Source organism: Acinetobacter pittii (assembly GCF_022449185.1).
GTDB classification, from domain to species: domain Bacteria; phylum Pseudomonadota; class Gammaproteobacteria; order Pseudomonadales; family Moraxellaceae; genus Acinetobacter; species Acinetobacter pittii_I.
The window spans coordinates 384,849-408,480 of record NZ_JAKUKO010000001.1; the positions used below are offsets into that span (position 1 = coordinate 384,849).

23 protein-coding genes are annotated in these 23,632 nt (G+C 38.6%); 11 read left to right on the forward strand and 12 right to left on the reverse strand.

Annotated elements, in window-relative coordinates; translation table 11 throughout:
• The first annotated feature begins 120 nt into the window (after positions 1 to 120).
• Together MKX14_RS01745 and MKX14_RS01750 are read left to right on the forward strand one after the other, a co-directional pair.
• The gene (locus tag MKX14_RS01745; protein ID WP_005073476.1) at positions 121 to 1,029 is read left to right on the forward strand and encodes an NAD(+) kinase; all 909 of its coding nucleotides are present in this window, start codon (positions 121 to 123) and stop codon (positions 1,027 to 1,029) included.
• A complete protein-coding gene (locus tag MKX14_RS01750; RefSeq protein WP_002118245.1) occupies positions 1,026 to 1,298 on the forward strand; it encodes a YeaC family protein in 273 nt (90 codons plus the stop codon). The genes MKX14_RS01745 and MKX14_RS01750 overlap by 4 nt, the downstream gene beginning before the upstream one ends.
• 198 nt (positions 1,299 to 1,496) lie before the next feature.
• Here MKX14_RS01750 and MKX14_RS01755 read toward each other — a convergent pair whose 3' ends face one another.
• Entirely contained in the window at positions 1,497 to 2,513 is a 1,017-nt protein-coding gene (locus MKX14_RS01755) for a glycosyl transferase family protein (RefSeq protein WP_240281603.1), read from the reverse strand.
• A 503-nt stretch (positions 2,514 to 3,016) separates the two neighbouring features.
• Between MKX14_RS01755 and MKX14_RS01760 the strand changes: the two genes are divergently transcribed.
• Positions 3,017 to 4,375: a dicarboxylate/amino acid:cation symporter gene (locus MKX14_RS01760; protein ID WP_002118145.1), complete on the forward strand. Its 1,359-nt coding sequence runs from the start codon at positions 3,017 to 3,019 to the stop codon at positions 4,373 to 4,375.
• 163 nt (positions 4,376 to 4,538) lie between these two features.
• On the forward strand, positions 4,539 to 5,684 hold the full coding sequence (gene acadL, locus MKX14_RS01765) for an acyl-CoA dehydrogenase family protein (RefSeq protein WP_005073480.1): 1,146 nt from the start codon (positions 4,539 to 4,541) through the stop codon (positions 5,682 to 5,684).
• Between the two features lie 41 nt (positions 5,685 to 5,725).
• Here the strand turns inward: acadL and MKX14_RS01770 are convergent, their stop codons facing one another.
• Complete coding sequence (locus MKX14_RS01770; protein WP_240281604.1) at positions 5,726 to 6,670, reverse strand: alpha/beta hydrolase; 945 nt, start codon at positions 6,668 to 6,670, stop codon at positions 5,726 to 5,728.
• Positions 6,671 to 6,853: 183 nt separating this feature from the next.
• On the opposite strand from MKX14_RS01770, the gene pheA reads away from it, so the two are divergent.
• The 4 genes from pheA to pepD all read left to right on the forward strand — a co-directional run bounded on the left by pheA (position 6,854) and on the right by pepD (position 12,460).
• Positions 6,854 to 7,963, forward strand: a complete 1,110-nt coding sequence (pheA, locus tag MKX14_RS01775) for a prephenate dehydratase (protein ID WP_002049199.1) — start codon at positions 6,854 to 6,856, stop codon at positions 7,961 to 7,963.
• A gap of 107 nt (positions 7,964 to 8,070) precedes the next feature.
• A complete protein-coding gene (aroA, locus tag MKX14_RS01780; protein ID WP_240281605.1) occupies positions 8,071 to 10,317 on the forward strand; it encodes a bifunctional prephenate dehydrogenase/3-phosphoshikimate 1-carboxyvinyltransferase in 2,247 nt (748 codons plus the stop codon).
• Between the two features lie 127 nt (positions 10,318 to 10,444).
• A complete protein-coding gene (locus MKX14_RS01785) occupies positions 10,445 to 10,828 on the forward strand; it encodes a hypothetical protein (protein WP_005068294.1) in 384 nt (127 codons plus the stop codon).
• Positions 10,829 to 10,999: 171 nt separating this feature from the next.
• Positions 11,000 to 12,460 (forward strand): aminoacyl-histidine dipeptidase, encoded by a 1,461-nt coding sequence (gene pepD / locus MKX14_RS01790; RefSeq protein WP_240281606.1) that lies wholly within the window; start codon positions 11,000 to 11,002, stop codon positions 12,458 to 12,460.
• An 18-nt stretch (positions 12,461 to 12,478) separates the two neighbouring features.
• On the opposite strand, the gene rtcA is transcribed toward pepD, so the two are convergent.
• The 5 genes from rtcA to rnz all read right to left on the reverse strand — a co-directional run bounded on the left by rtcA (position 12,479) and on the right by rnz (position 17,207).
• Positions 12,479 to 13,540 (reverse strand): RNA 3'-terminal phosphate cyclase, encoded by a 1,062-nt coding sequence (gene rtcA / locus MKX14_RS01795; protein WP_240281607.1) that lies wholly within the window; start codon positions 13,538 to 13,540, stop codon positions 12,479 to 12,481.
• Positions 13,541 to 13,799: 259 nt separating this feature from the next.
• Positions 13,800 to 14,258, reverse strand: a complete 459-nt coding sequence (locus MKX14_RS01800) for a DIP1984 family protein (protein WP_240281608.1) — start codon at positions 14,256 to 14,258, stop codon at positions 13,800 to 13,802.
• Positions 14,255 to 14,704: a hypothetical protein gene (locus MKX14_RS01805; RefSeq protein ID WP_046811618.1), complete on the reverse strand. Its 450-nt coding sequence runs from the start codon at positions 14,702 to 14,704 to the stop codon at positions 14,255 to 14,257. The genes MKX14_RS01800 and MKX14_RS01805 overlap by 4 nt, the downstream gene beginning before the upstream one ends.
• Positions 14,705 to 14,708: 4 nt before the next feature.
• Positions 14,709 to 15,977: an RtcB family protein gene (locus tag MKX14_RS01810; protein ID WP_046811617.1), complete on the reverse strand. Its 1,269-nt coding sequence runs from the start codon at positions 15,975 to 15,977 to the stop codon at positions 14,709 to 14,711.
• Positions 15,978 to 16,232: 255 nt separating this feature from the next.
• Complete coding sequence (gene rnz, locus MKX14_RS01815) at positions 16,233 to 17,207, reverse strand: ribonuclease Z (RefSeq protein ID WP_240281609.1); 975 nt, start codon at positions 17,205 to 17,207, stop codon at positions 16,233 to 16,235.
• A gap of 67 nt (positions 17,208 to 17,274) precedes the next feature.
• Here rnz and rtcR point away from each other — a divergent pair, with 67 nt between their 5' ends.
• The gene (gene rtcR, locus MKX14_RS01820; protein ID WP_240281610.1) at positions 17,275 to 18,876 is read left to right on the forward strand and encodes an RNA repair transcriptional activator RtcR; all 1,602 of its coding nucleotides are present in this window, start codon (positions 17,275 to 17,277) and stop codon (positions 18,874 to 18,876) included.
• A gap of 57 nt (positions 18,877 to 18,933) precedes the next feature.
• On the opposite strand, the gene MKX14_RS01825 is transcribed toward rtcR, so the two are convergent.
• A complete protein-coding gene (locus MKX14_RS01825; RefSeq protein WP_005068305.1) occupies positions 18,934 to 19,566 on the reverse strand; it encodes an alpha/beta hydrolase in 633 nt (210 codons plus the stop codon).
• Positions 19,567 to 19,691: 125 nt separating this feature from the next.
• Here MKX14_RS01825 and yaaA point away from each other — a divergent pair, with 125 nt between their 5' ends.
• Together yaaA and MKX14_RS01835 are read left to right on the forward strand one after the other, a co-directional pair.
• A complete protein-coding gene (gene yaaA, locus MKX14_RS01830; RefSeq protein ID WP_069031023.1) occupies positions 19,692 to 20,465 on the forward strand; it encodes a peroxide stress protein YaaA in 774 nt (257 codons plus the stop codon).
• A gap of 19 nt (positions 20,466 to 20,484) precedes the next feature.
• Positions 20,485 to 21,108 (forward strand): HD domain-containing protein, encoded by a 624-nt coding sequence (locus MKX14_RS01835; RefSeq protein ID WP_240281611.1) that lies wholly within the window; start codon positions 20,485 to 20,487, stop codon positions 21,106 to 21,108.
• Between the two features lie 102 nt (positions 21,109 to 21,210).
• On the opposite strand, the gene thiG is transcribed toward MKX14_RS01835, so the two are convergent.
• From thiG to rpoH, 4 genes are all read right to left on the reverse strand, one after another.
• Positions 21,211 to 21,996: a thiazole synthase gene (gene thiG / locus MKX14_RS01840; RefSeq protein ID WP_001154366.1), complete on the reverse strand. Its 786-nt coding sequence runs from the start codon at positions 21,994 to 21,996 to the stop codon at positions 21,211 to 21,213.
• A 13-nt stretch (positions 21,997 to 22,009) separates the two neighbouring features.
• A complete protein-coding gene (thiS, locus tag MKX14_RS01845; RefSeq protein ID WP_002115323.1) occupies positions 22,010 to 22,207 on the reverse strand; it encodes a sulfur carrier protein ThiS in 198 nt (65 codons plus the stop codon).
• 13 nt (positions 22,208 to 22,220) lie between these two features.
• The gene (locus MKX14_RS01850) at positions 22,221 to 22,586 is read right to left on the reverse strand and encodes a DUF423 domain-containing protein (protein ID WP_002115263.1); all 366 of its coding nucleotides are present in this window, start codon (positions 22,584 to 22,586) and stop codon (positions 22,221 to 22,223) included.
• 110 nt (positions 22,587 to 22,696) lie between these two features.
• Entirely contained in the window at positions 22,697 to 23,563 is an 867-nt protein-coding gene (gene rpoH / locus MKX14_RS01855) for an RNA polymerase sigma factor RpoH (RefSeq protein ID WP_002115267.1), read from the reverse strand.
• Positions 23,564 to 23,632: the final 69 nt, after the last annotated feature.

A 23,632-nucleotide genomic window follows, 5' to 3' on the forward strand; every position in this document is an offset into this window, starting at 1 on the left:
TAAAACTGTGAATAATTGGAAAACTTAGATTGAATTTTACAGCATCTTGTTGTTATGTTTTTTTAAATTAATCAGGTTAATGTTATTATAGCCAAGTATCGCAGCGGAGCTTACTCATTCGTGCAAATTTCACATAAGTCCTTCAGAAACGTCGGGTTAATCGGTCGACCAGATAAATCATCAGTTGTAGAAACGCTATGTTTAATTCATGATCATTTGTTGAATCTAGGCTTAAACCCCATTTTTGATCAGGAAACTGCTGAATTAGTGCCTTATGATCATGCACAAATTGTAAGTCGTCATTTATTGGGTGAAGTTGCTGATTTAGTCATAGTTGTTGGAGGTGACGGTTCTTTACTCCACGCGGCAAGAGCTTTAGTTCGTTACAATACACCTGTTATTGGTATTAACCGCGGGCGGTTAGGTTTTTTAACTGATATCAAACCTTCAGAAGCCATTTTCAAACTTGACCAAGTACTTCAAGGGCATTTCCAGCTTGACCGTCGTTTCTTGCTTGAAATGGAAGTACGAACAAATGGTGAAGTCATTTATGACGCGATTGCCTTAAATGATGTGGTTTTGCACTCGGGTAAATCGGTACATATGATTGACTTCGAACTTAATATTGATGGTCAATATGTTTACCGCCAACATAGTGATGGTTTAATTGTTTCGACGCCAACCGGATCAACGGCTTATGCATTGTCAGGTGGTGGACCAATTTTACATCCAAGTATGGATGCTATTGCATTAGTTCCAATGCATCCCCATACATTGTCATCACGTCCCATTGTAGTGGGTGGTCAAAGCGAAATTAAAATCGTTATTCGCGAAAATCGGGTATTACCAATGGTGAGTGCAGATGGACAACATAGTGTCTCGCTGAATGTTGGAGACAGTTTACACATCCGTAAACACCCATTTAAACTAAGTTTATTGCATCCACCAGGTTATGATTTCTATATGGCCTGCCGTACCAAACTTGGTTGGAACCAAGATTTTGAATCTTTTCAAAGAGATGAATCATGAATATTGAACAAATGCTATCTGTTTTAAACCCTGAAATTGTAGAGCGTTTAAAAACAGCAGTAGAAATTGGTAAATGGCCAAACGGCGTTGTTTTAACTAAAGAGCAGCGTGAAACTTGTATGCAAGCTGTAATCGCTTGGGAGTTGAAGAACTTACCAGAAGATCAGCGTAGCGGTTATATTGACCGTGGTACCAAAGAAGAAGGTGAAGAGTGTGATGATGATCATCACAAGCATGAGCCAGAGTTTAAACCGATTCGGTTTGTTTAAAACTGCATTTTAGAATAAAAGAATAAATCGTATTAGCATTTGCTATCGCGTAGGCGACATGGATGTCGCCTGTTGAGCAACAGTACAAGAACGTACTGTTTGCTCAACAAAAGATTTTTGTTACTTTTCATCTTTGAAAAGTAAGTATAGCCTATATGCAACAATATCGAAGAGACTTGGCGTATAAGGCTGTATGAACTAAATTTTATCTTTTAGCTCTGAATTTCGTGTATCCCATAACACTTTTGCTTTTTGCATCGCTTCTTCAAAATTAGCAACAACGCCCATCGTATATAGCGCGATTCCGATGGTTTCTGTTACGGCTATTTCTCCATATTCATGGTGCTGTTGACCAAGCCATACTGCTTTAAACGTTGCTAAATCTAATTCTTCTTCAATTGGGCTTCGTTCAGGTGTGAGCTTTGGCAACTCATGTTCATAGAGCTCACCATTTTTAATACCGCAAATGAGTGTTTTAGCATCTGGGTTTCGTTCAAATTCACCACCTTCGCCTTTAATAACGGCACTATTTTGATAGCCTAAGCGTAATGCGCTATGTTGGTGAGAAGTTCTGTAAGCAGGGTGGAATATTGCTTGTAAGGTAGCCTTAGCGTTAAAAGGATTGATTAAACGGGCCAAAGTATGAATGGGTGAACGCAATCCCATGACATTTCTTAGAGATATCAATTCGCTTAAAACTGGTGAAATCACGTCTAGTGGTAAGTAAGCAAAATTTTGCTCTGCTAATTGTGTACGAACTTCTTGTTCAGAATGACAAATTTGATAACCAAGATATTCTAAGACTTGCTCTGTATAAACACGGTTAAGCGTGTGACCTGACGCACCATGCATAACAATTTTATGGCCATGCTGGGCAAGCGTAAGAGCGGCTAATAAAAACCATGGATAGTGTTTTCGCTTACCTGCATAAGATGACCAATCTAAATCAACATCTAAAGGCTCAAAATGAAGCTGGTCTTTGGTTGCTTGAACGAAACCCGCGAGTTCTTCAATAGATTCTTCTTTAACCCGAAGCAGCATTAAAAATGCGCCTAGCTGCACATCTAACACTTCGCCTTTTAAAATCATGGTAAATGCTTGATAAGCTTCTTCATAGCTTAAAGAGCGAGATCCGGTTTTCCCCTTACCTAAAATACGGACATATTGAGCAAAGGGATGTTCAGCATCTTTATAGATATTACGTTTAGTATTCATCGTAGTTCAAAACAATAAAAATGATGGGATGTAGGCAGCTCAAAATGAAATGTCCACAAGTGTTTAATCAATATGACATAAAAAGCTGCTGAAAAAATATCAAAAGTGTTTCTTATACTAAAGTCTTAGGGCTACCTGAGTGTTTTTTATGCGTATTAGCTAAAAAATTAACCGAATCGTTATTTAATTCGAGTAAACTTTCCCGTGCTTTTTTGAGCACTCATATCATAATTTTATGTGATTCTCCTATATCTTCAGCTTTTTATTGAAAAAGTAAGAGGTTATTTCTAGCTACTCAAAGTGGTTAGAAACTTCAGGTATTCTCCTGTTTTAGAAAACATTGATTTTGTTTTCATTGAGGTAGTAGGAAGGTTTTTTGTTCACAAAAAACCATTTCCCTTTTGCGGTGTTAATGTGAAAGGTTAGGGCTGTGTATTCGTAAAGAATAGACGTTTCATTTTGGTATTTCCAACGGACTTGGAAATATAGATTGAAGTAAAGTTATGGCTAAAAAACCGATTTATAAATCACTTTATTTTCAGGTGATTATTGCGATTATTGCGGGTATCTTGGTAGGGCATTTTTCTCCAAGCTCAACGCAAATTGTCAATGGTGTCGAACAGCATATTCCGGGGTTAGGTGAAAAACTCAAGCCATTAGGTGATGCCTTTATTCGTTTGATCAAGATGATCATTGCTCCAGTTATTTTCTGTACCGTGGTAAGCGGTATTGCTGGCATGGAAAGCATGAAGTCAGTCGGAAAAACTGGCGGCGTTGCGTTGTTATACTTTGAAATCGTTTCAACAATTGCACTTCTAATTGGCCTTGTTGTAATTAACATTGCTAAACCGGGTGTAGGGATGAATGTTGACCCTACCACTCTCGATACTTCGGGCATTCAAAAATACGTCAGTTCTGGTGAGTCACAATCTACCATTGATTTCTTAATGCACATCATCCCTGATACGGTGGTTGGTGCATTTGCAAATGGTGAAATCTTACAAGTCCTTCTTTTTGCAATCCTCTTTGGTTTTGCTTTACATAAGTTAGGTGATGCAGGACGTCCAGTTTTAAAATTTATTGATCAAGTTGCACATGTGTTCTTTAACATTGTGAATATGGTCATGAAATTGGCTCCGATTGGTGCATTCGGTGCAATGGCATTCACTATCGGTAAATATGGCGTTGGTTCACTCGTACAATTAGGGCAGCTCATTATCTGCTTCTATATTACGTGCTTACTCTTTATCTTCTTAATTTTGGGTACAATCAGCCGTATTAGTGGATTCAGTATTCTTAAGATGATTCGCCTGATTCGTGAAGAGTTATTAATTGTACTTGGTACATCTTCTTCTGAATCTGTTTTGCCTCGCATGTTACGTAAACTTGAAATTGCAGGTTGTGAAAAATCTGTAGTTGGTTTGGTTATCCCAACAGGTTATTCATTTAACCTTGATGGTACGTCAATTTATTTGACTATGGCTGCAATCTTTATTGCTCAGGCAACAAATACACAGCTTGATATCCAACATCAGATTACTTTGTTGTTGGTACTCTTAATTTCATCTAAGGGTGCTGCAGGTGTAACAGGCTCTGGCTTTATTGTTATGGCTGCAACTTTATCTGCTGTAGGACATATTCCAGTGGCAGGTTTGGCATTAATTTTAGGTATTGACCGTTTCATGTCAGAAGCCCGTGCATTAACTAACCTTGTTGGTAACTCATTAGCAACGATTGTTGTTGCAAAATGGGTCGGTGCTTTAGATAAAGATAAGCTAAATGATGCTTTAAACAATCCAGATGAAGTCGACAGAAAAATGATGGAGCAAAAAACTCCTCAAGTCGCTGAAGGTTTAGATTAATTCAAATAAACCTATATAAAAAAGGAAGCTTGGGCTTCCTTTTTTATTGGCTGACTGAAAAGTACAGTTTTAATGAGCATCTATGTCATGACAGTAGCTTAAAAAATGATTAGCATGCACAACAATCAGATTAGATAAAACAATAAAGCCGAAGGAAAATATTATGTTGGCATACGATGCAGATTTAGAATTATTCCGTGATAATTTTAAACGTTTTATGAATGAGCATATTGCACCGCAATACGACCAATGGGAACGCGAAGGAATCATGCCACGTGCTGTCTGGAATCAACTGGGCGAAAATGGCTTTTTATGTGTGGATGTTCCAGAAGAATACGGTGGTTATGGCGTGCCAACCTATTATTCATTAATGTTGGTTGAAGAATCTGCACGTGCCGGTTTCTGTGCATTATCAACAGCGATTTCTTGCCACTCTGAAATTGCTGCACCATATATTTTACATATTGGCACAGAAGAGCAAAAACAATATTGGTTGCCGAAAATGGTAACAGGTGAAGTGGTTGGTGCAATTGGTATGACTGAACCTGGAGCAGGCTCGGATTTACAATCAATGCGTACCAGTGCCATTTTGCAAGATGATCATTATTTATTAAATGGCTCAAAAACTTTTATTTCAAATGGACAGCATGCTGATCTTGTTGTGCTTGCAGTAAAAACTGATCCTCAAGCGCGTGCAAAAGGGGTGTCGTTATTATTGGCAGATACTCATCTGGAAGGCTTCAAAAAAGGTACAAATCTAGACAAAATCGGTCTGCATTCTCAAGACACATCTGAGCTATTTTTTGACAATGTTAAGGTTCCTAAAAACCAGTTACTCGGTCAAGCTGGACAAGGCTTTGCTTATTTAATGCAAGAGTTACCGCGAGAACGTACAGCTATTGCATCTACCGCAATTGGCGCTATCCGTGGTGCAATTGATTTGGCAACTGCTTATGTAAAAGAACGTCATGCATTTGGTCAACCTATTTCACAGTTCCAAAATACGCGTTTTGTTTTAGCACAAGCAAAAATTGATGAGCTTGCTACAGCTGCTTTTTACGAGAGAAACGTTGCTCTATATCAAGAAGGTAAACTTGATGTGGAAACTGCTGCAGCGCTTAAAAGCTTCAGCACTGACATGCAAATGAAAGTCGCAGATAACTTGCTGCAACTCTTTGGTGGGTATGGCTATATGACTGAATATCCAATTTCACGTTTCTTTGTAGATGCTCGTATTCAACGTATTTACGGGGGTACAAATGAAATTATGAAAGAAATCGTGGCGCGTGGATTAATTGGCAAAGCTTAATAATAGCTTCAAAAAAGCCTACCTTTGAGTAGGCTTTTTTATTATTTAGCTGTTTTTGGTGAAGGCTCATCAAATAAAGATTTACAGCTTTCTAAATTTTGACAAGAAGCAAACATAAGCGCTTTAGGCAAGCTCGCATACAAATTTGTAATGTGTTGTTCAGCTGGATTATAAAAATGCCAATAACTAAATTGGTTTGAACGTTTATTTTCTAAGGCTTTAAAGAAATCTGTTTCATTAAATTTATTGTTAAGTTGAGTGCGAGGACCACCTTGCTCATGTGTACCGACTGTGGTCATGAGTAAAGGGGAATGATTTGGTTTCTGACTTTGCCAATGATTTAACTGCTGAAATAACATGCCTTGGTCAAACCAGAGGGAAGGGCTTGCAGCAAAGTAACGCTGAAATGCATCTGGCTTTTGAAAAAAATGATAAAGCACAAATAAACCTCCAAAAGAATGTCCATAAAGACTTTGCTGTTGGCTATTAATCGGAAATTGTTTTGCAATTGTAGGCTTGAGTTCGCTATTTAAAAAAGCAATAAACTGATCAGCGCCCCCATATTTATATTTACCTTGTGCTTGAAATTGGGCAGAAGGTTTTGGAGTGTAATCATAAGCACGCTTTTGCACATCAAAGGTTTTTTGCTGAGGGTAACCAACCGCTACTATCATGAGTGGATCTAGTCCTAATTTGGTAGAACCAGCGCCAATCGACTGAGCAATATTGGCAGCACTTGGAAATGTAGCATTTCCATCTAATATATAAAGTACTGGATACCCATGTTGGGGCGGGGCGACAGGTGGTTTATAAATTTGAATAAGATAATCATGGCCTGTATTTTTAGATTTAATTTGAAATTGTGCCTGATTATTTTGAAAAACGATTTTTGGATGATTTTGTATAGGCGTTTGGGCGAAGGTAGAACAGCTTATTAAAGTACTCAATAAAAAACTAGTAGATAAAAGGAAAAATGATCTTTGCATAATGGGCGATAATAAAATTTATTATACAAATGATAAATGAAAATCATTATCAAATAAAGTAATCAAGAAATGGAAGCAAAAAGGTTAATGAAAAAAGCTCTTACAGCTATATTGCCTAACAAATCAAAGCAGACTATTGTTATACTCTCGTTTAAAAGATGATTTTACTGAGGCTGCATTCTAATGATCAACGATGATCAAAACAAAACGACTTCTCTTAGTTTAGAACAAATTCGTGAAGATATTGATAGTGTAGATCAACAGATTCAAGAATTATTAAATCGCCGAGCAAGCCTTGCTGAAGCTGTTGCTAAAGCTAAATTTGCTTCCGAAGAGAATCCTTTGTTTTATCGTCCTGAACGTGAAGCACAAGTTTTACGCAAAGTCATGGAGCGCAACCAAGGTCCTTTGTCTGATGTCACCATGGCGCGTTTGTTCCGTGAAATTATGTCTGCTTGCCTTGCTTTAGAAGCTCCGCAAAGTATTGCATTTTTAGGACCGGAAGGTACTTTTACTCAATCTGCCGTGCTTAAGCATTTTGGTAAAGATGCAGTTGTTCGTCCATTACCAACAATTGATGAAGTGTTCCGTGAAGTAGAAGCAGGTAGTGCACATTACGGCGTAGTGCCAGTTGAAAACTCATCTGAAGGTATTGTGAACCATACTTTAGATTGTTTTAAAACATCGAATTTAAATGTGATTGGTGAAGTTGAATTACGTATTCATCATCAATTCCTTGTCTCTGAAAATACACGTAAAGACAGTATTAAACAGATTTATGCCCACCAGCAGACTTTGGCTCAATGTCGTCAATGGTTAGACGCGCATTATCCGGGTGTTGAACGTGTTGCTTTAAACTCAAATGCAGAAGCTGCACGTCGTATTCGTAACGAATGGCATTCAGCAGCGATTGCATCAGATATTGCAGCAGGTATGTATAACCTTGAAATTTTACATAGTAATATTGAAGATAATCCGGAAAATACTACTCGTTTCTTAGTCATTGGCCGTGAAAAAATTCCACAAAGTGGCAATGACAAAACTTCATTATTAATTTCAGCACATGACCGTGCTGGTGCTTTATTAGAAATTTTAGCGCCGTTTGCAAAACATAATATTAGCTTAACAAGTATTGAGACCCGTCCAGCATTACCTGAAAAATGGGCATATGTATTCTTTATCGATTTAGAAGGTCATATCGATCAAGAGAATGTTGCTGCTGCAATCAATGATATTCGCCCAATGGTAAAAGAGCTTCGTATTTTAGGTTCTTATCCTGCTGCCGTTCTCTAATTACTCATGTTGGAATAATGACATGCATCAAGATGGTCATGTCATTATGCTTAAAAACAAATTGCTCAAAGGTTTAAATAACTTTGAGCAAAAGCAAAGTTGAAGTTATGTCACAACCCCTATTTAAAAAAGTTGCATTTATTGGTTTAGGACTCATCGGGTCGAGTTTGGCACGGGTTATTGTTGCTGAAAAGTTGGCGACAACTATAGTGGCTTCTACACGCTCACAGAAAACTTTAGAAGATGCAAAATCACTTGGCTTAATACAAGAAGGATTTTCTGATCCTGTAGAGGCTGTGAAAGGGGCAGATTTAGTTGTTTTAGCCTTGCCAGTACGTGCGACACAAAAAGTACTTAAACTAATTAAACCTTATTTGACAGAAACCACGATTGTAACTGATGTAGGAAGTACAAAAGGTAATGTCGTCGATGCAGCAAAAGCTGTATTTGGTGAAGATTTACCAGCAGGTTTTGTACCAGGCCATCCTATTGCTGGTAGTGAGCATACGGGCGTTCATGCGGGTAAGGTCGATTTATTTGCAAATCATAAAGTGATTTTAACGCCATTACCCACAAGTGCAGAATGGGCTGTTGATAAACTGATTCAACTTTGGTCTGCTGCTAAAGCTGAAGTCATTTGTATGGACGTTGCCAAGCATGATGAAGTTTTAGCACATACAAGTCATTTACCGCACTTGATGGCATTTAATTTGGTTGAGCAACTTGCAAACCGTGAAGATAACCTTGATATTTTCCGCTATGCAGCAGGTGGCTTTCGTGACTTTTCGCGTATTGCTGCTAGTGATCCACAAATGTGGCATGACATTTTCTTTGCCAATAAAACCGCTATATTAAATGCTGTAGATGGCTTCGAGAAACAACTTACCGTACTTAGAAAATTGATTGAAAACGAAGATTCTCATGCATTAATGGGTTTACTCGGCCATGCTCAGGCAGCACGTCAGCATTTCAATCATATGTTAGCCAAAAAACCTTTAATGGAGAAAAATAAGGTGACACAGCAATTCAGTATCTTACCGGGAAATAAGGCATTTAAAGGTAAATTTACCGTACCGGGTGACAAATCTGTGTCACATCGCTCCATTATGTTTGGTGCTATTGCAGAAGGCACTACGCATGTAACTGGCTTCCTTGAAGGTGAAGATGCTTTAGCAACTTTACAAGCTTTCCGTGATATGGGTGTAAGCATTGAAGGTCCTAAGAATGGGGAAGTGACCATTCATGGCGTGGGTATGCATGGTTTAAAAGCACCAGCGAGTGCCTTGTATATGGGTAACTCTGGAACCAGCATGCGTTTGCTTTCAGGCATGCTATCAGCACAAAAATTTGATTCAGTGATGACAGGCGATGCATCACTTTCTAAACGTCCAATGGAGCGTATTGCTAAGCCATTGCGTTTAATGGGTGCGCAAATCCAGACAACAGGTGAGAAAGGTACACCACCGGTAAGTATTACTGGTGCGCAGCAATTAAAAGGCATTCAATACGACTTGCCAATGGCATCTGCTCAGGTGAAGTCGGGTATTTTACTTGCGGGCCTATGGGCTGAAGGTGAAACTTCGGTAACTGAGCCAGAACCAACTCGTGACCACACAGAGCGTATGCTTCGTGCTTTTGGTTATGATGTTAAAACCGAAGGCAACAAGATTTCTCTTGTTGGTGGCGGGAAATTAATAGGTACTGATATTCAGGTTCCATCTGATATTTCATCTGCTGCTTTCTTTATGGTGGGTGCTGCAATTACTGAGGGTTCTGATGTTATTCTGGAAGCTGTAGGTATTAACCCAACACGTACTGGCGTAATTGAAATTTTAAAACAGATGGGTGCTGACCTGACTGTTGAAAATGAACGTATTGCTGGTGGCGAACCTATTGCTGATATTCATATTAAAGGTTCACGCACGCTTAAAGGCATTCATATGCCAGAAGACCAAGTACCTTTAGCAATTGATGAATTCCCAGCTTTATTTATTGCAGCAGCTTGTGCCGAAGGCCAAACGGTACTAACCGGTGCGGCAGAACTTCGTGTGAAAGAGTCTGACCGTATTCAGGTTATGGCAGATGGCTTAAAAATCATGGGCATTGACTGTACGCCAACTGATGATGGCATCATTATCGAAGGTAAAGGCAAATCTGGCGATTGGTCACCAATCTTTGCTGGTGGTGAAATCGAATCACATCATGACCACCGTATTGCTATGAGTTTTAGTATGGCAGGTCTTCGTAATTCTGGTCCGATTACAATTCATGGTACTGAAACTGTGGCGACAAGCTTCCCGACTTTCACTGAGTTGGCGAATCGTGCAGGCTTAACAATCGAAGTTAGCCAATAACTTTTGACCTGACACATTTTATAATTGCTAACACAATAGCAACGGCAGCAGCGGGCTAAAGGCTTGGCTGCTGTTTGTTTATTGCTTATGCTAAGTGCAGATAATGATAATAGTGTTAGGACAAAGGATGAAAAAATTACAATTTATTGCCAGTTGCCCACAGCATGGGGTGCTTGATCATCCACCAAATGAATGCCATATCACTCAAGAATATGTAGCGGCTTTACTGTTTAAGCAATTGGGGCATTATGGTTTTGATGCGCAGCACATTGTGCATGAACATGAAAAAGTAGAAGTCAGTATAGATAATCATCTTTTGCCATTATCGATTACTTGTCAGAAAACAGACCATGAAGGGCATTTGATGTGTGAAATCTCTGCCAATCCTGATGAAGAACAAGACTGGTTTGAGAAAATCGAAACACAAAGTATTATTCGTCAGCTTGCACAGGCCGTTGAAAATAGTTTAAAGGCCGATCACAGCTTTTCAGCATTTGAATGGAAAAACTAAGCGCACGGCTGTTAAGAGTTATTCATGAAGTACGGCTTTTTAGAAAAGTCGTACAATCTCTTTAGATTAAATATAAAAAATACAAAATCTTTCCCGAAATCCCTACCTATCTTTAATGCATTGTGTATATTGAAATTATTACGATATTTACATAATTAGAGTGTGGTTTTCATGACACAAGTTGATATTGCAGCGTTATCTCCTCAAGTGGTTTGGCAGCATTTTCAAACACTTTGCACTATTCCTCGTCCATCAAAGCATGAACAGCAACTTCGTGAGTTTTTAAGAAACTGGGCCGAAAGTCGAAATTTAGAAACTTACGTAGATAAAGTGGGGAATTTGATTATTCGTAAGAATGCGACTCTGGGTAAAGAACATGTATCTGGCGTTATTCTGCAAGGCCATCTAGATATGGTCACTCAAGCCAATACTGGCACAGTACATGACTTCTTTAAAGACCCGATCCAGCCAGTCCTCGAAGATGGCTGGTTAATTGCTAAAGATACTACTTTAGGTGCTGATAATGGCATTGGGGTAGCATTAGCTTTGGCAGTTTTAGACTCAAATGATATTGCTCATGGGCCAATTGAAGTTCTTTTAACAGTTGATGAAGAAGCAGGGATGAGTGGTGCGCGACTTTTACAGGCAGGTGTACTAAAAGGGAAGTGGTTATTTAATATTGATACAGAAGAGTGGGGCGAGTTGTATCTCGGATGTGCTGGTAGTATTGATGTTGAAGTTGAGCAACCGCTTAATTATGAACCAATTCCTGAAAATTTGAATATTGTGAATATTCAGGTTGCGGGTCTTAAAGGAGGTCATTCTGGCGTAGATATTCATTTAGGACGTGGCAATGCTAACGTTATTTTAGCCCGCTTTTTAAATGAGTATTTAGCAAAGCTTGGTGGACGACTTGTGGAGTTTACCGGTGGTACAGCTCGTAATGCTTTACCTCGAGAAGCAGTGGCAACCATTGCAATTTCATCTAACCAATTGCCTGAATTAGAACAATTACTCGCTGAATATCAAACAGCATGGAAAAAACAGCTACAAGGTATTGATGACAATCTGCAATTAACTATTCAGCCTAATAGTGCTGAAGTGACCGAAGTGATTGCTCAACAACAGCAAAATGAATGGTTGCAAGCTTTAGCAACAAGTCCTTATGGCGTTGCAAGTATGAGTCAGCTTCTATCAGATGTAGTTGAGACTTCAAATAATATTGGAGTGGTGAGACTAAATAGAGAAGGCGGAAAAGCTGTCTTAATGGTCCGTTCAATGGTGAACCAAGAAGCTCAAGACTTTGCAGAAAAAATTCAAAAACATTTCAGTCAATTTAATATCGGCTCTACACTTACGCCGTTAGTGTCGGGTTGGACACCAAATCCAGATTCGCCTGCTCTAAAGTGCTTACAGCAGGCCTATCAAAATGCATTTAATATTGAGCCAAATCTAAAAGTAATTCATGCAGGCTTAGAGTGTGGGATTATTGCCGAGCATTATCCACATTTACAAATGGTTTCTTTTGGACCAGATATTCAGGGGGCACATGCACCGGGTGAACGAGTCAAAGTTGATACTGTAGAGAAATGCTGGAAGCTGCTGGTAACAGCTTTAGCATCTGTAGAGTAGTTTTTACAAATAAGAAGCTCAATTGTGAGCTTCTAAAACTTTAACTTTTACATGAAAATGATGTGGATTTAACTCGATAAACTCGATTCCACAATCAATAAATTTTTCAATCATGGCTGCTTGAGTACGAGTGTGTTCGCTAATACATTGTGCGGTGAATTCACCACCTTGACCTAGAGCTAAAGGTAGAAGCAATTGATCTGCCAAATACTCATCTACAACAGCCTGCGAAGATAAATATAGATTTACATCTTTTGCTAAATGCTCAGCTATTTGCTCTGCACTTTTGCGCATCTCACCTAAAGCCGTAAACAGTTGAGTGTGATATTGATGAGTAACTTTCACATAGACTGTATTGCCTTGGCTAATTCCATTTAAATGAAATTGCTGCTGAGAGCTTAAGTTTAGTTTTTTACTTAATGTGGTTAATTCACGTTGTGCTATCTGTGCTTCTTCTGAAAGATTTAATACAGCTGCAAAGGCCTCATTACTTTGCAAAGCACCGCGATCTAATAAATTTAGCTTGTTTCGATGTTGCCATGGTTGAACGGTAACCTGAATTTCACCTGCACCAATTGGAAAGAAGCCGGCTTTACTTAATTTAAAATCTACGTTAATTCCAATTTGAGCTAGAGCAGGTAAAAAGCAGTGTTCAATAAAATCTGCTGTTGGTGCAAGTGGGTTATGTGTACCCCCTGAAATGGTGAGTTCAGTAGCTTCATTTTGTAATAACAAAACAGGTAGAAGCGTTTGTAAAACCAGTGTTGTACTACCCGCTGAACCGATTTGAAATTGATATTTACCACTTTGAACATGCTGAGGTGCGAAATATAAACGTTGGCTATGTAATTCAGCACCCTCTACATAAGCTTGGCTAATTTGTTGAGATGCTTGTACACAAACCAAATGTTGACGCATTAAACCTGGTTTTTTACGCCCAGCACGTATATTAATTAATTCAAACGGCTGGCCTGTAATCATTGAAAGGGCAAGGGCGGTTCTTAAAATCTGTCCACCACCTTCACCTTGTGAGCCATCAATTTGAATGGCTTTTGGCATATTTGCCAAAACTGTCTTCACTTATATTTTCCTTATTTTCTAATTTAATGAACATACTGTCAGTACATGGTAATGCGAAGTAACGTGTGACTTTGCTTTTGACAAAGGTTTACTAGGTGCATAGTGCTGAGCCTGATAAGTGAATATCGATGCACGGCTCACATGCTGCCATAGCCGCCTGAATTATTTTCAATCCCTCAGATCGGAGTAATGCAGGATCTTGTACTCGCCCAGTATGCCCAAACTTTGATTGTGAAAATAATTTCACAAAATCTATTGTTTAATCGATTAGATCAATTTGCCAATTAGCAGCCTGAATTTTTACGTTTAAGTCACGGAGTTTCGCACTGATATCATCCGCCTGCTTTTGTAAGCCAGAAACAGGAATGACTTTCTTCCACTTAATTTCACGTGAGCTATAACGATCAGGTTCTCGATGTGTATTAGCAATCGCATCGATTAAAATCTTATGCTGTTCAGCATAACTATCGCGCAAGCTTAATAGAGACAATAATACTTTGCCATCTTCCAGTTTTGCTTGTGCATTGGTCAAATGAATACGACAAATCAATTGATTGCTTTCTTGAGTTAAAGCAAATATCTGCTTGATGAGTTCATTTGGATCTTCACTTGGTTCATCACCGTCTTGTACCAATACATTCGCATTGATTCGTTGTTTTAACGAAGCGAGCTTTTTTTGTTGATCGCTTCGAACTAAAAGTGCTTCTGCGAGTTTCATTCTTCTATCTCTATTTTATTCCAGTCAAAATTATCATCGGGTAGGAAATCTGAATAATGGGTTTGAGTATGCTGCATAAATTTAATAAACAAATTACTCATGTAATCAGGTTTTAAATGAATTAAGGCTGTTGCAGCAATAATGATTCGACTGATTGCAGCCTCTGTAAACTCTTGCTCACTTAGCTCGGTAAATGATTGATGACAACTCCCATGCTTTAACCAATTTCTGACTTTATTAATTTCTTTAGAAACTAGTTTTACTTGTAAGTTGTTTTTTATGGCAATATTTTCACTGACTTGATGAAATATATAGCCACTTTTAATTTCACCAAAAATACCTTCCGCAGCACCAGCTAAAGTAATAGCTGGTACAAATGCATTTTCATATAAATAGAGTTTTATTGCCCATTCAAATTGCAAAATTCCAGTTTCAATTTGGTTCATTAGATCACCCTTTAACACACACCACTTGTCTTAATGTATAAACCACTTCAACCAAATCGCTTTGGGCTTTCATTACATCTTCAATTGGTTTATATGCCGATGGAATTTCATCAATAACTGCGGCATCTTTACGGCATTCTACACCTTCAGTTTGTGCAATCTGATCTTCCACAGTAAAACGTCGTTTTGCTTCAGTACGGCTCATAACACGGCCTGCACCATGTGAACATGAACAAAAAGCCTCCTGATTTCCAAGTCCACGGACAATAAACGACTTCGCACCCATTGAACCTGGAATAATACCGTATTCACCTAGGCGTGCACGGACTGCACCTTTGCGAGTAACCATTACTTCTTCACCGTAATGTTCTTCCTTTTCCACATAGTTATGGTGACAGTTCACTGCTTCCAAACGTGCCTGAAAAGGCTTTGGTACAATAGTCGCCAAGGCTTTAATCGCAGATTGCATCATAATTTCTCGGTTCTTCATCGCAAAGCGTTGAGCCCAACCTACAGCAAACCAGTAATCATCAAAGTGTTCAGTTCCTTCCACTAGGTATGCTAAATCTTTATTTGGCAAATTAATAAAATGTTTCTGCATATCTTTACGGGCAAGTTCGATAAAATGATTACCTATAGCATTTCCTACACCACGAGAACCTGAGTGCAACATAATCCAAACATGATCATGCTCATCTAAACAGATTTCGACAAAGTGGTTTCCAGTACCTAAAGTTCCTAAATGTTTGCGGTTGTTAGTGTTTTTTAAACGTGGGTGTTTTGCACAAATATATTCAAAATCTGCAACCAGATCGGTCCAAGCTTGATCTACCATTTCTGGTGGAGTTTCCCATGAACCACGATCACGTCCGCGCTTTGTCATTCCATGTGGAATTAATCGTTCAAGTTCAGTACGTAGAGCATGTAAGCTATCTGGTAAATCTGAAGCAGTTAAGCTTGTACGGGTTGCCATCATTCCACAACCAATATCTACACCCACAGCAGCAGGAATAATTGCCCCTTTAGTTGGAATCACGCTACCAATAGTTGCTCCTAAACCGAAGTGTACATCTGGCATTACAGCCATCCATTTATAAATAAAAGGCATTTGAGCAGTTTGCAATAATTGTTGTTTTGAGTTGTCATCAACAAGCACGCCTTTAGTCCACATTTTGACTGGCATACTTTTTTCATTTTGCAGAACTTGATAAGAACGTTCTTGCTGCTTTTGTTCAAACTGAGCTTGTTGGTTAATTTCTTCAATGACAGACATTTTCTTTTCCTTTCAAAGCCTGCCTGCCAAGCGTTTGCAGGCAGGTGTTATTCACAATATTCGAATGATGTTGTGTGCTTTGTACTATTGCACTGAATGTGCCAACTTTTAAAAATACACTTAATTAGAAATATAAGTTATTGAAAATAATGTATAAAAATAATTATTCTTTCTGCGTAACTAATTTCTGTTGGAAATTTTAATATTTAAAAGATATCTAAAAATATATTTAAATATCTTTTGGGATATATTTGTTTAATGGGTCTTCCCGTTTTTATCGACTTTTAAAAGCTGTCCAGCTTCATTTAAAGTAAATTCATCAAAATCATTTGCTAAATAAAAATGACCTTTATAAAACTGGCGAACTTCTTCGGTAATAGCTTGCTGCCCAGCTTTATCCTGATGTCTAGGGCTAAAATGCGTCAGAATTAAATTACTTAAAGATTGCTCTTCTGCAAATTCAGCCACCATTTTTGCTGAGCTATGCATTGGACCTTTGCCGACTTTATCTAAAACCGTTTGCAAGTATGTTGATTCGTGAATAAGGAGTTGGGCATCTTTGCAAGCGTCAGCTAATAGTTCTGGTTGGTCATTATCACCACCTATAATTGCATGAACTTGGTGATTTTGAATTTTGATAAAGTCTTGAGCTTTTAAAGTTTGTCCCTCAAATTCAATATTGTAGCCTCGTTTTAAATGGCCCCACATATCGCCTTGAGGTATGCCAAGCTGAGTTAGAGCTTGGGTATCTAACTTCTTCTGAATAGATTTGATATAAATGCTAAAAGCAAAACTTGGAACACGATGGCTTAGAGGGTGTGCTTGAACAATGAATTCGTCAGTGATCTGTTGTGGCTGTGTTGCTTCATTTACATCAATAAATTGAAGGGAATAGGGCAAATGTAAGTCTGTAAGCTGGGCAGTGATTTCAAACCATTGCTGAATTTCTTTCGGTGCAATCACGATTAAGGGCTTGCTACGGGCATTCATGCCTGCACTTGCCAATAAACCAACTAGACCATAACAATGGTCGCCGTGAACATGTGTAATACAAATGGCAACTAGGTTTTGTAGTGAAAGTTTGGCTTGTTGAATGCGATGCTGTGTCCCTTCGCCAGCATCAATTAAAATCCAGTCCTTATTTTTGCTGTTACGAACTGCTAATCCTGAAACATTACGTGTCAGGGTCGGTACACCTGAAGACGTGCCTAAAAAAGTAAAATGAAGCATATTCTTGGAATTGTTTGGTCAAATGCGTATTGTATATTATAGACACTTATAAAATTTTATAGAAATTATGAAGGATGCAAAGAAAACAGTCGTTATTGGCTTTGTCGGTTCTACACTTGATCAGGGGAGAAAGCCAGATCGATGGCAACGTTGGCGTCCTACGATTAGCCTGTTAATGCATGAAGATTTGCTTGTAGATGAATTGGTGCTTTTACATGATCGACAACATCATAATTTAGTTAAATCTATAGCAGTAGACGCGAAAGAAATTTCTCCACAAACTGAGGTTTCTGGACATAGGGTCAGCATTAAAGATCCTTGGGATTTTGCTGAAGTTTATGGTGCACTCTATGACTTTGTAAAAACCTATCCGTTTGATGTCGAAAAAAATAACTATTTACTGCATATCACGACAGGAACGCATGTTGCTCAAATTTGTTGGTACTTATTGGTAGATGCGCATTATTTGCCAGCTCAACTCATTCAAAGTTCACCTAACCAACACAAGACATCAGAAGGTGAATATAGAATTATTGATCTGGACTTGTCTCGATACGATGTTTTAAAACAGCGCTTCGATGATGAACAAAAACAAAATTGGCAACAACTTAAAGCCAATATTTCTACTCATAATAAAGCGTTTAATCAGCTTATTGAGGAAGTTGAATTAGTTGCAACCCGCTCTAGTGCGCCTATTTTAATTATGGGGGCAACAGGGGTTGGTAAGTCTCATTTGGCAAAACAAATTTTTCAGTTAAAGAAAGATAAATTTCAATTAAGCGGCCGTTTTATTGATGTTAACTGTGCAACTTTGCGTGGTGATAGTGCCATGTCAACTTTATTTGGTCATATAAAAGGTGCATTTACAGGAGCAGCTGCATCTCGTGCTGGTTTATTAAGAAGTGCTGACCAAGGCATTTTGTTTTTAGATGAAATTGGTGAATTGGGACTTGATGAACAAGCTATGCTGCTAAAAGCGCTAGAAGACAAAAGCTTTTTTCCCGTTGGAAGTGATAAAGAAATTCAGGCCGACTTTCAGCTAATTGCAGGTACTAACCGTGATTTACGTAATGAAGTTCAAGCTGGTCGATTCCGTGAAGATTTATGGGCCCGTTTGAATACGTGGACGTTCTTTTTACCAAATTTAAAAGACCGTGTAGAAGATATTGCGCCCAATATTGATTTCGAGCTCCAGCGTTTTGCTGCAATTCATCAAAGACAATTACGTTTTCAATGTGATGCCTTAGAAACATATTTAAAGTTTGCTAAATCGGCAGATGCATCATGGCAAGGTAATTTTAGAGATTTGGCAGCAAGCGTAACTCGGTTGGCAACTTTATCGCATGGTGAGTTAATTCGCCGTGAAGCTGTAGAAAAAGAAATTCAACGTCTAAAGCAGCTTTGGCTTATTCAGGATGAATCTTACAATGATAAAGATGAAGATATTCTTTTGAACTATTTGAGTCCTGAGCAGCTAGAACAAATAGATGAATTTGATCAGATTCAATTGCGAGGTGTGCTCAAAGTCTGTGAAAATTCAAAATCAATGGCAGAGGCGGGAAGACAACTCTTTTCGGTATCTCGCCAACAACGTAATACAACAAACGATAGTGACAGAGTGAAAAAATATTTAGCCCGTTTTGGGTTAAGTTGGAATAATTTTCAATAATGACATGGCTTATAAAATGATGGGCATACTCTCAAGTTATGCCCAACAAGTTACCGTTTATTTCATGATAATAAAACGTGTAATGATTTGGCGAAGCTGCTTTAAATAGCCTGTAAAGAAGTGGTTAGCACCCGGTAAAATTGTGATTGGATGTTTTTGTGGTTTTGCCCACTCAATTGCATCTGAAAGTAAAGTAATATCATCTTGCTCACCATGAATGAGTAGAATATCACCTTGAATTTCAGGAGTTTTATAGTGACGTAAACCTACTACAGTAGCTGTTGGTAAACCACATAAAATTAACTGTACAGGCCGTAATTCAGGTGCAAGCTGTGCAAAGCATTTTGCTAAAACATGTGAGCCAAAGCTAAAACCGCCTGCATAAAATGGTAGGCCCTCATGAAGCTTACGAACATGTTCAATGACAGCTAAGATATCTTCAGTTTCACCATGGCCTTCATCATGAATGCCTTCACTGCCACCTAGGCCGCGGAAACTTGGGCGGTAAACAATGCAACCATATTCATTAAAGATTTGGGTTAAAAGGGCAGGGACTTTATGTTGAGGGGTTCCACCTTGCAATGGGTGCGGATGACAAACAACCGCAAAGCCTTTGATTTCACCTTCAGGGCGGTCAACGAAAAGTTCAATTTTACCTACTGGACCCTGGATGAAAGTTTGCTCAGACATATAAGAACCGCTAAATAACAATACGTGATGCTATTTTACCGATAGTCGTCATTGAAAACACGAGTTAGCATTAAAAAATATCTACTGTTATAGTTGGTATTAAGAATAATTTTTTCAGGTTGTCTATGCTTGCTTTAATTTCTCCTGCAAAAACTTTAGATTATGAATCAGCGTTACCTACAGATGAGTTTACTCAGCCTCGCTTGTTAGAAAACTCAGCACAATTAATTGATGTTTGTCGCAAACTTTCTGCTTCGGAAATTGCGAGTTTAATGAGTGTCAGTGAAAAAATTGCCACACTAAATGCAGATCGATTTAGGGATTGGAATCCCGAATTTAATTTCTCAAATGCTCGCCAAGCAATCTATGCATTTAAAGGAGATGTTTACACCGGTTTAGATGCTTATCATTTAAAAGATAAAGATATTGATTTTGCACAGCAGCATTTACGTATGCTATCTGGTCTATATGGTTTATTGCGTCCTTTGGATTTAATGATGCCTTATCGTTTAGAGATGGGTACTAAATTAAAAAATACTCGCGGTCAGAATTTGTATGAATTCTGGGGTGATATCATCACTAACCAAATTAATGAAGACTTGGCAACAATTAAATCTGAATTGCTGGTAAATCTAGCTTCAGATGAATATTACAAGTCTGTCAATGAAAAGAAAATTAAGGCTGAAATCGTGAAGCCTATTTTTCTTGACCAGAAAAATGGCAAATATAAAGTCATTAGTTTCTATGCGAAAAAAGCACGCGGTTTAATGGCTCGTTTTATTGTTGAAAACCAATTAAATAAAGCTGAAGACATCAAAGCGTTTAATACCGAGGGTTATTACTTTGATGCTGATAACTCATCGGCAAAAGAGTTGGTATTTAAACGTGATGAGCAATAATTTTAAGCGTGGTTAATAGATGATAATGCAGCTTTATTTATCAAAACTAAAGCATGTTTGGTTTGAGCTGCATCAGCATTATGATTTTTCTGAACCGCAGAAAATCTATGATGAACTTATTGCGGCTTATAGTGAAAAACAGCGAGCCTACCATACCGTCCAACATTTATGTGAATGTTTGAGTTTAATGGAGGTGGTTCAATACGAATTAAATGATCCGTATGCTGTTGCATTGGCTCTCTGGTTTCATGATGTTATCTATGATCCTCAAGCACCAGATAATGAGCTTAAAAGTGCTGAGTTATTTGAACAATTGATGGCGCAAGATTTATCATCCGATACTCTAGAGAAAATAAAGCGTTGGATTCTTGCGACTCAAAAGCATGCATTAACTGATGAAACAGATTTGCAATTTTTATTGGATATTGATTTAGCTATTTTGGCAGTAACACCTGAACGTTTTATCCAGTATGAACAGCAAATTCAGCAGGAGTATTCTTGGGTTGATCCAGAAGTATATTCAATTAAGAGAAAACAAGTTTTAATACATTTTTATCAGTCTGAGCCACTTTATCAAACTGTATATTTCCAAAAGAATTTTGAGTTAAACGCCAAGGATAATTTAAGACGAATATTGGAATAGCCTAAGTATATTAGAATAAAGCGATATATTTTTAAAAGATAAAATGGTTATACGTTAGGAGAAAGGAATCACTGGAAAAAGCAGTGATTCCTTGGAAATAAATTACTTAAAGAAATAACCTGTTTCTGGCGAGCTTGCATTTGCCATGCGTTTGCGTGGCATACGCCCAGCTAAAAATGCTTCACGTCCTGCTTCAACAGCTTTCTTCATTGCAGAAGCCATCAAAATAGGATTTTGAGCAGCTGCAATCGCTGTGTTCATCAATACACCATCACAACCAAGTTCCATTGCAATAGCAGCGTCACTTGCTGTACCAACACCTGCATCTACTAAAACCGGTACTTTGGCATTTTCTTTAATAATTGAAATGGTATGCGGGTTTAAAATACCTAGGCCTGAACCAATCAAACTACCTAAAGGCATAATTGCAACACAGCCCATACTTTCAAGTTCTTGAGCAATGATTGGGTCGTCAGAGGTATAGACCATAATCTCAAAACCGTCATCAATCAAAGTGCGAGCGGCTTTTAAAGTCTCGGTTACATTTGGATATAAAGTTTTTTCATCACCCAACACTTCAAGTTTTACTAGGTTATGACCATCAAGTAGTTCGCGCGCTAGCATACACGTGCGTACTGCGCTGTCAGCGTCAAAACAACCTGCAGTATTTGGCAAGATTGTATATTTTTCTGGTGGAATGACCGAAAGTAAATTCGGCTGATCTGGATTTTGTCCAATATTTACACGGCGGATTGCGACGGTTACGATTTCTGCACCACTGGCTTGAATAGCTAAATCCGTTTCATTTAAGTCTTTATATTTGCCAGTTCCGACCAATAAACGAGATTGAAAAGAACGTGAACCAATAATGAGAGGGGTGTCTTGCATGGATAACTCCGACTTAGCCGCCGCCAACAGCGTGAATAATTTCGATACGGTCATGTTGAGCAATAGAAATTTGCTCTAATTTGCTTTTAGAAACGATTTGCTGATTGTGCTCAACAGCAAAACGTTTTCCTTCAAGTGCCAACTCCTGAATGAGTTGCAACAGGTTTTGGCTAGGCGTGTCCGTTAATTCGCCATTTAAATAAATTTGCATGATCACATTCCGATTATTTTGCGTATTTGAAAGCATTCCAAGCCAAGACTAGCCATCCCGCAATCATTAAGGCTCCACCGATTGGCGTAATTGCGCCTAATATTCGTGGTAAACCTAGCGCCATGATGTAAAGCGAACCACAAAAAAATAGAATACCAATCTGGATAAGCAAGAAAGATAACTTGATTGGGAAATGAGGAAGAACCTTACTTAAAATACCAAGAGCTAATAGGCCAAGCGCATGATAAAAAAAGTAGTCGGTTGCAGTCTGCCACCAAGCAAGTTGCTCAGGACCCGCGTGAGCTTTAAGACCATGTGCTCCAAAAGCACCCAACATGACTGCAAAAGCAAGATTAAGGGCTGAAATGGCGATCCACATAACAAAAAACGCAACTGAATAATGAAAGGCAACGTTAACATAGATTGGGTTGGCTAAACATAGCCAGATAAAACAAAAGGGCGATTCGCCCTTTTATTTTTTCATTTATTTTAGCTTGCTGACATGGCAGTTTTGATTTTTTCCATCGCATTCTTTTCAAGCTGACGAATACGTTCTGCCGAAACATTATATTCAGCTGCTAACTCGTGAAGAGTAGATTTGTCATCATCTAACCAGCGGCGTTGTAAAATATTACGCGAACGGTCATCTAACTGGTCCATTGCATCATGCAAGGCTGAAGTACTTTGCTCTTCCCAGTCTTCGTTCTCGACTAAACGGGCAGGGTCGTAGCGGTTATCTTCAAGATACAACGCAGGCGCTGTGTGTGGAGTATCGTCGTCGTCATCGCCTTGTGCTTCAAAAGCAGCATCATAAGCAGTTAAACGACCTTCCATTTCCAGAACTTGTTCTGGAGTTACATTTAAGTCATTAGCAATCGATTGAGCTTCTTCGAGCGTTAATTTTTTACTCGATTTTTTTAAGCTACGTAAATTGAAAAATAATTTACGCTGAGCTTTTGTCGTTGCAATTTTGACGATACGCCAGTTGCGAATAACGTATTCATGAATTTCTGCCTTAATCCAGTGGACGGCGAAAGATACTAGACGCACGCCCATATTTGGGTCGAAACGTTTCACGGCTTTCATTAAGCCTAAATTACCTTCTTGAATAAGGTCGCCTTGTGGTAGGCCATAACCTGCATAGCTGCGCGCAATATGAACGACAAAACGTAAATGCGACATTACCAGCATTTTTGCGGCATCAAGATCTTGGTCATAATAATAACGTTCAGCAAGTTCTTTTTCTTGCTCGGCCGTTAAAATAGGAATCTGATTGACAGTACTGATATATGCACCAAGGTTTACACCGGGCGCAGACAATGACAGGGGCATCAATTGATTGCTGCTGTCACTCATGAGTTCTCCTTATAGGATCGAATGGGATAACCAATAAATTCATCTTAATTTGAATCAGCTTCATAATTA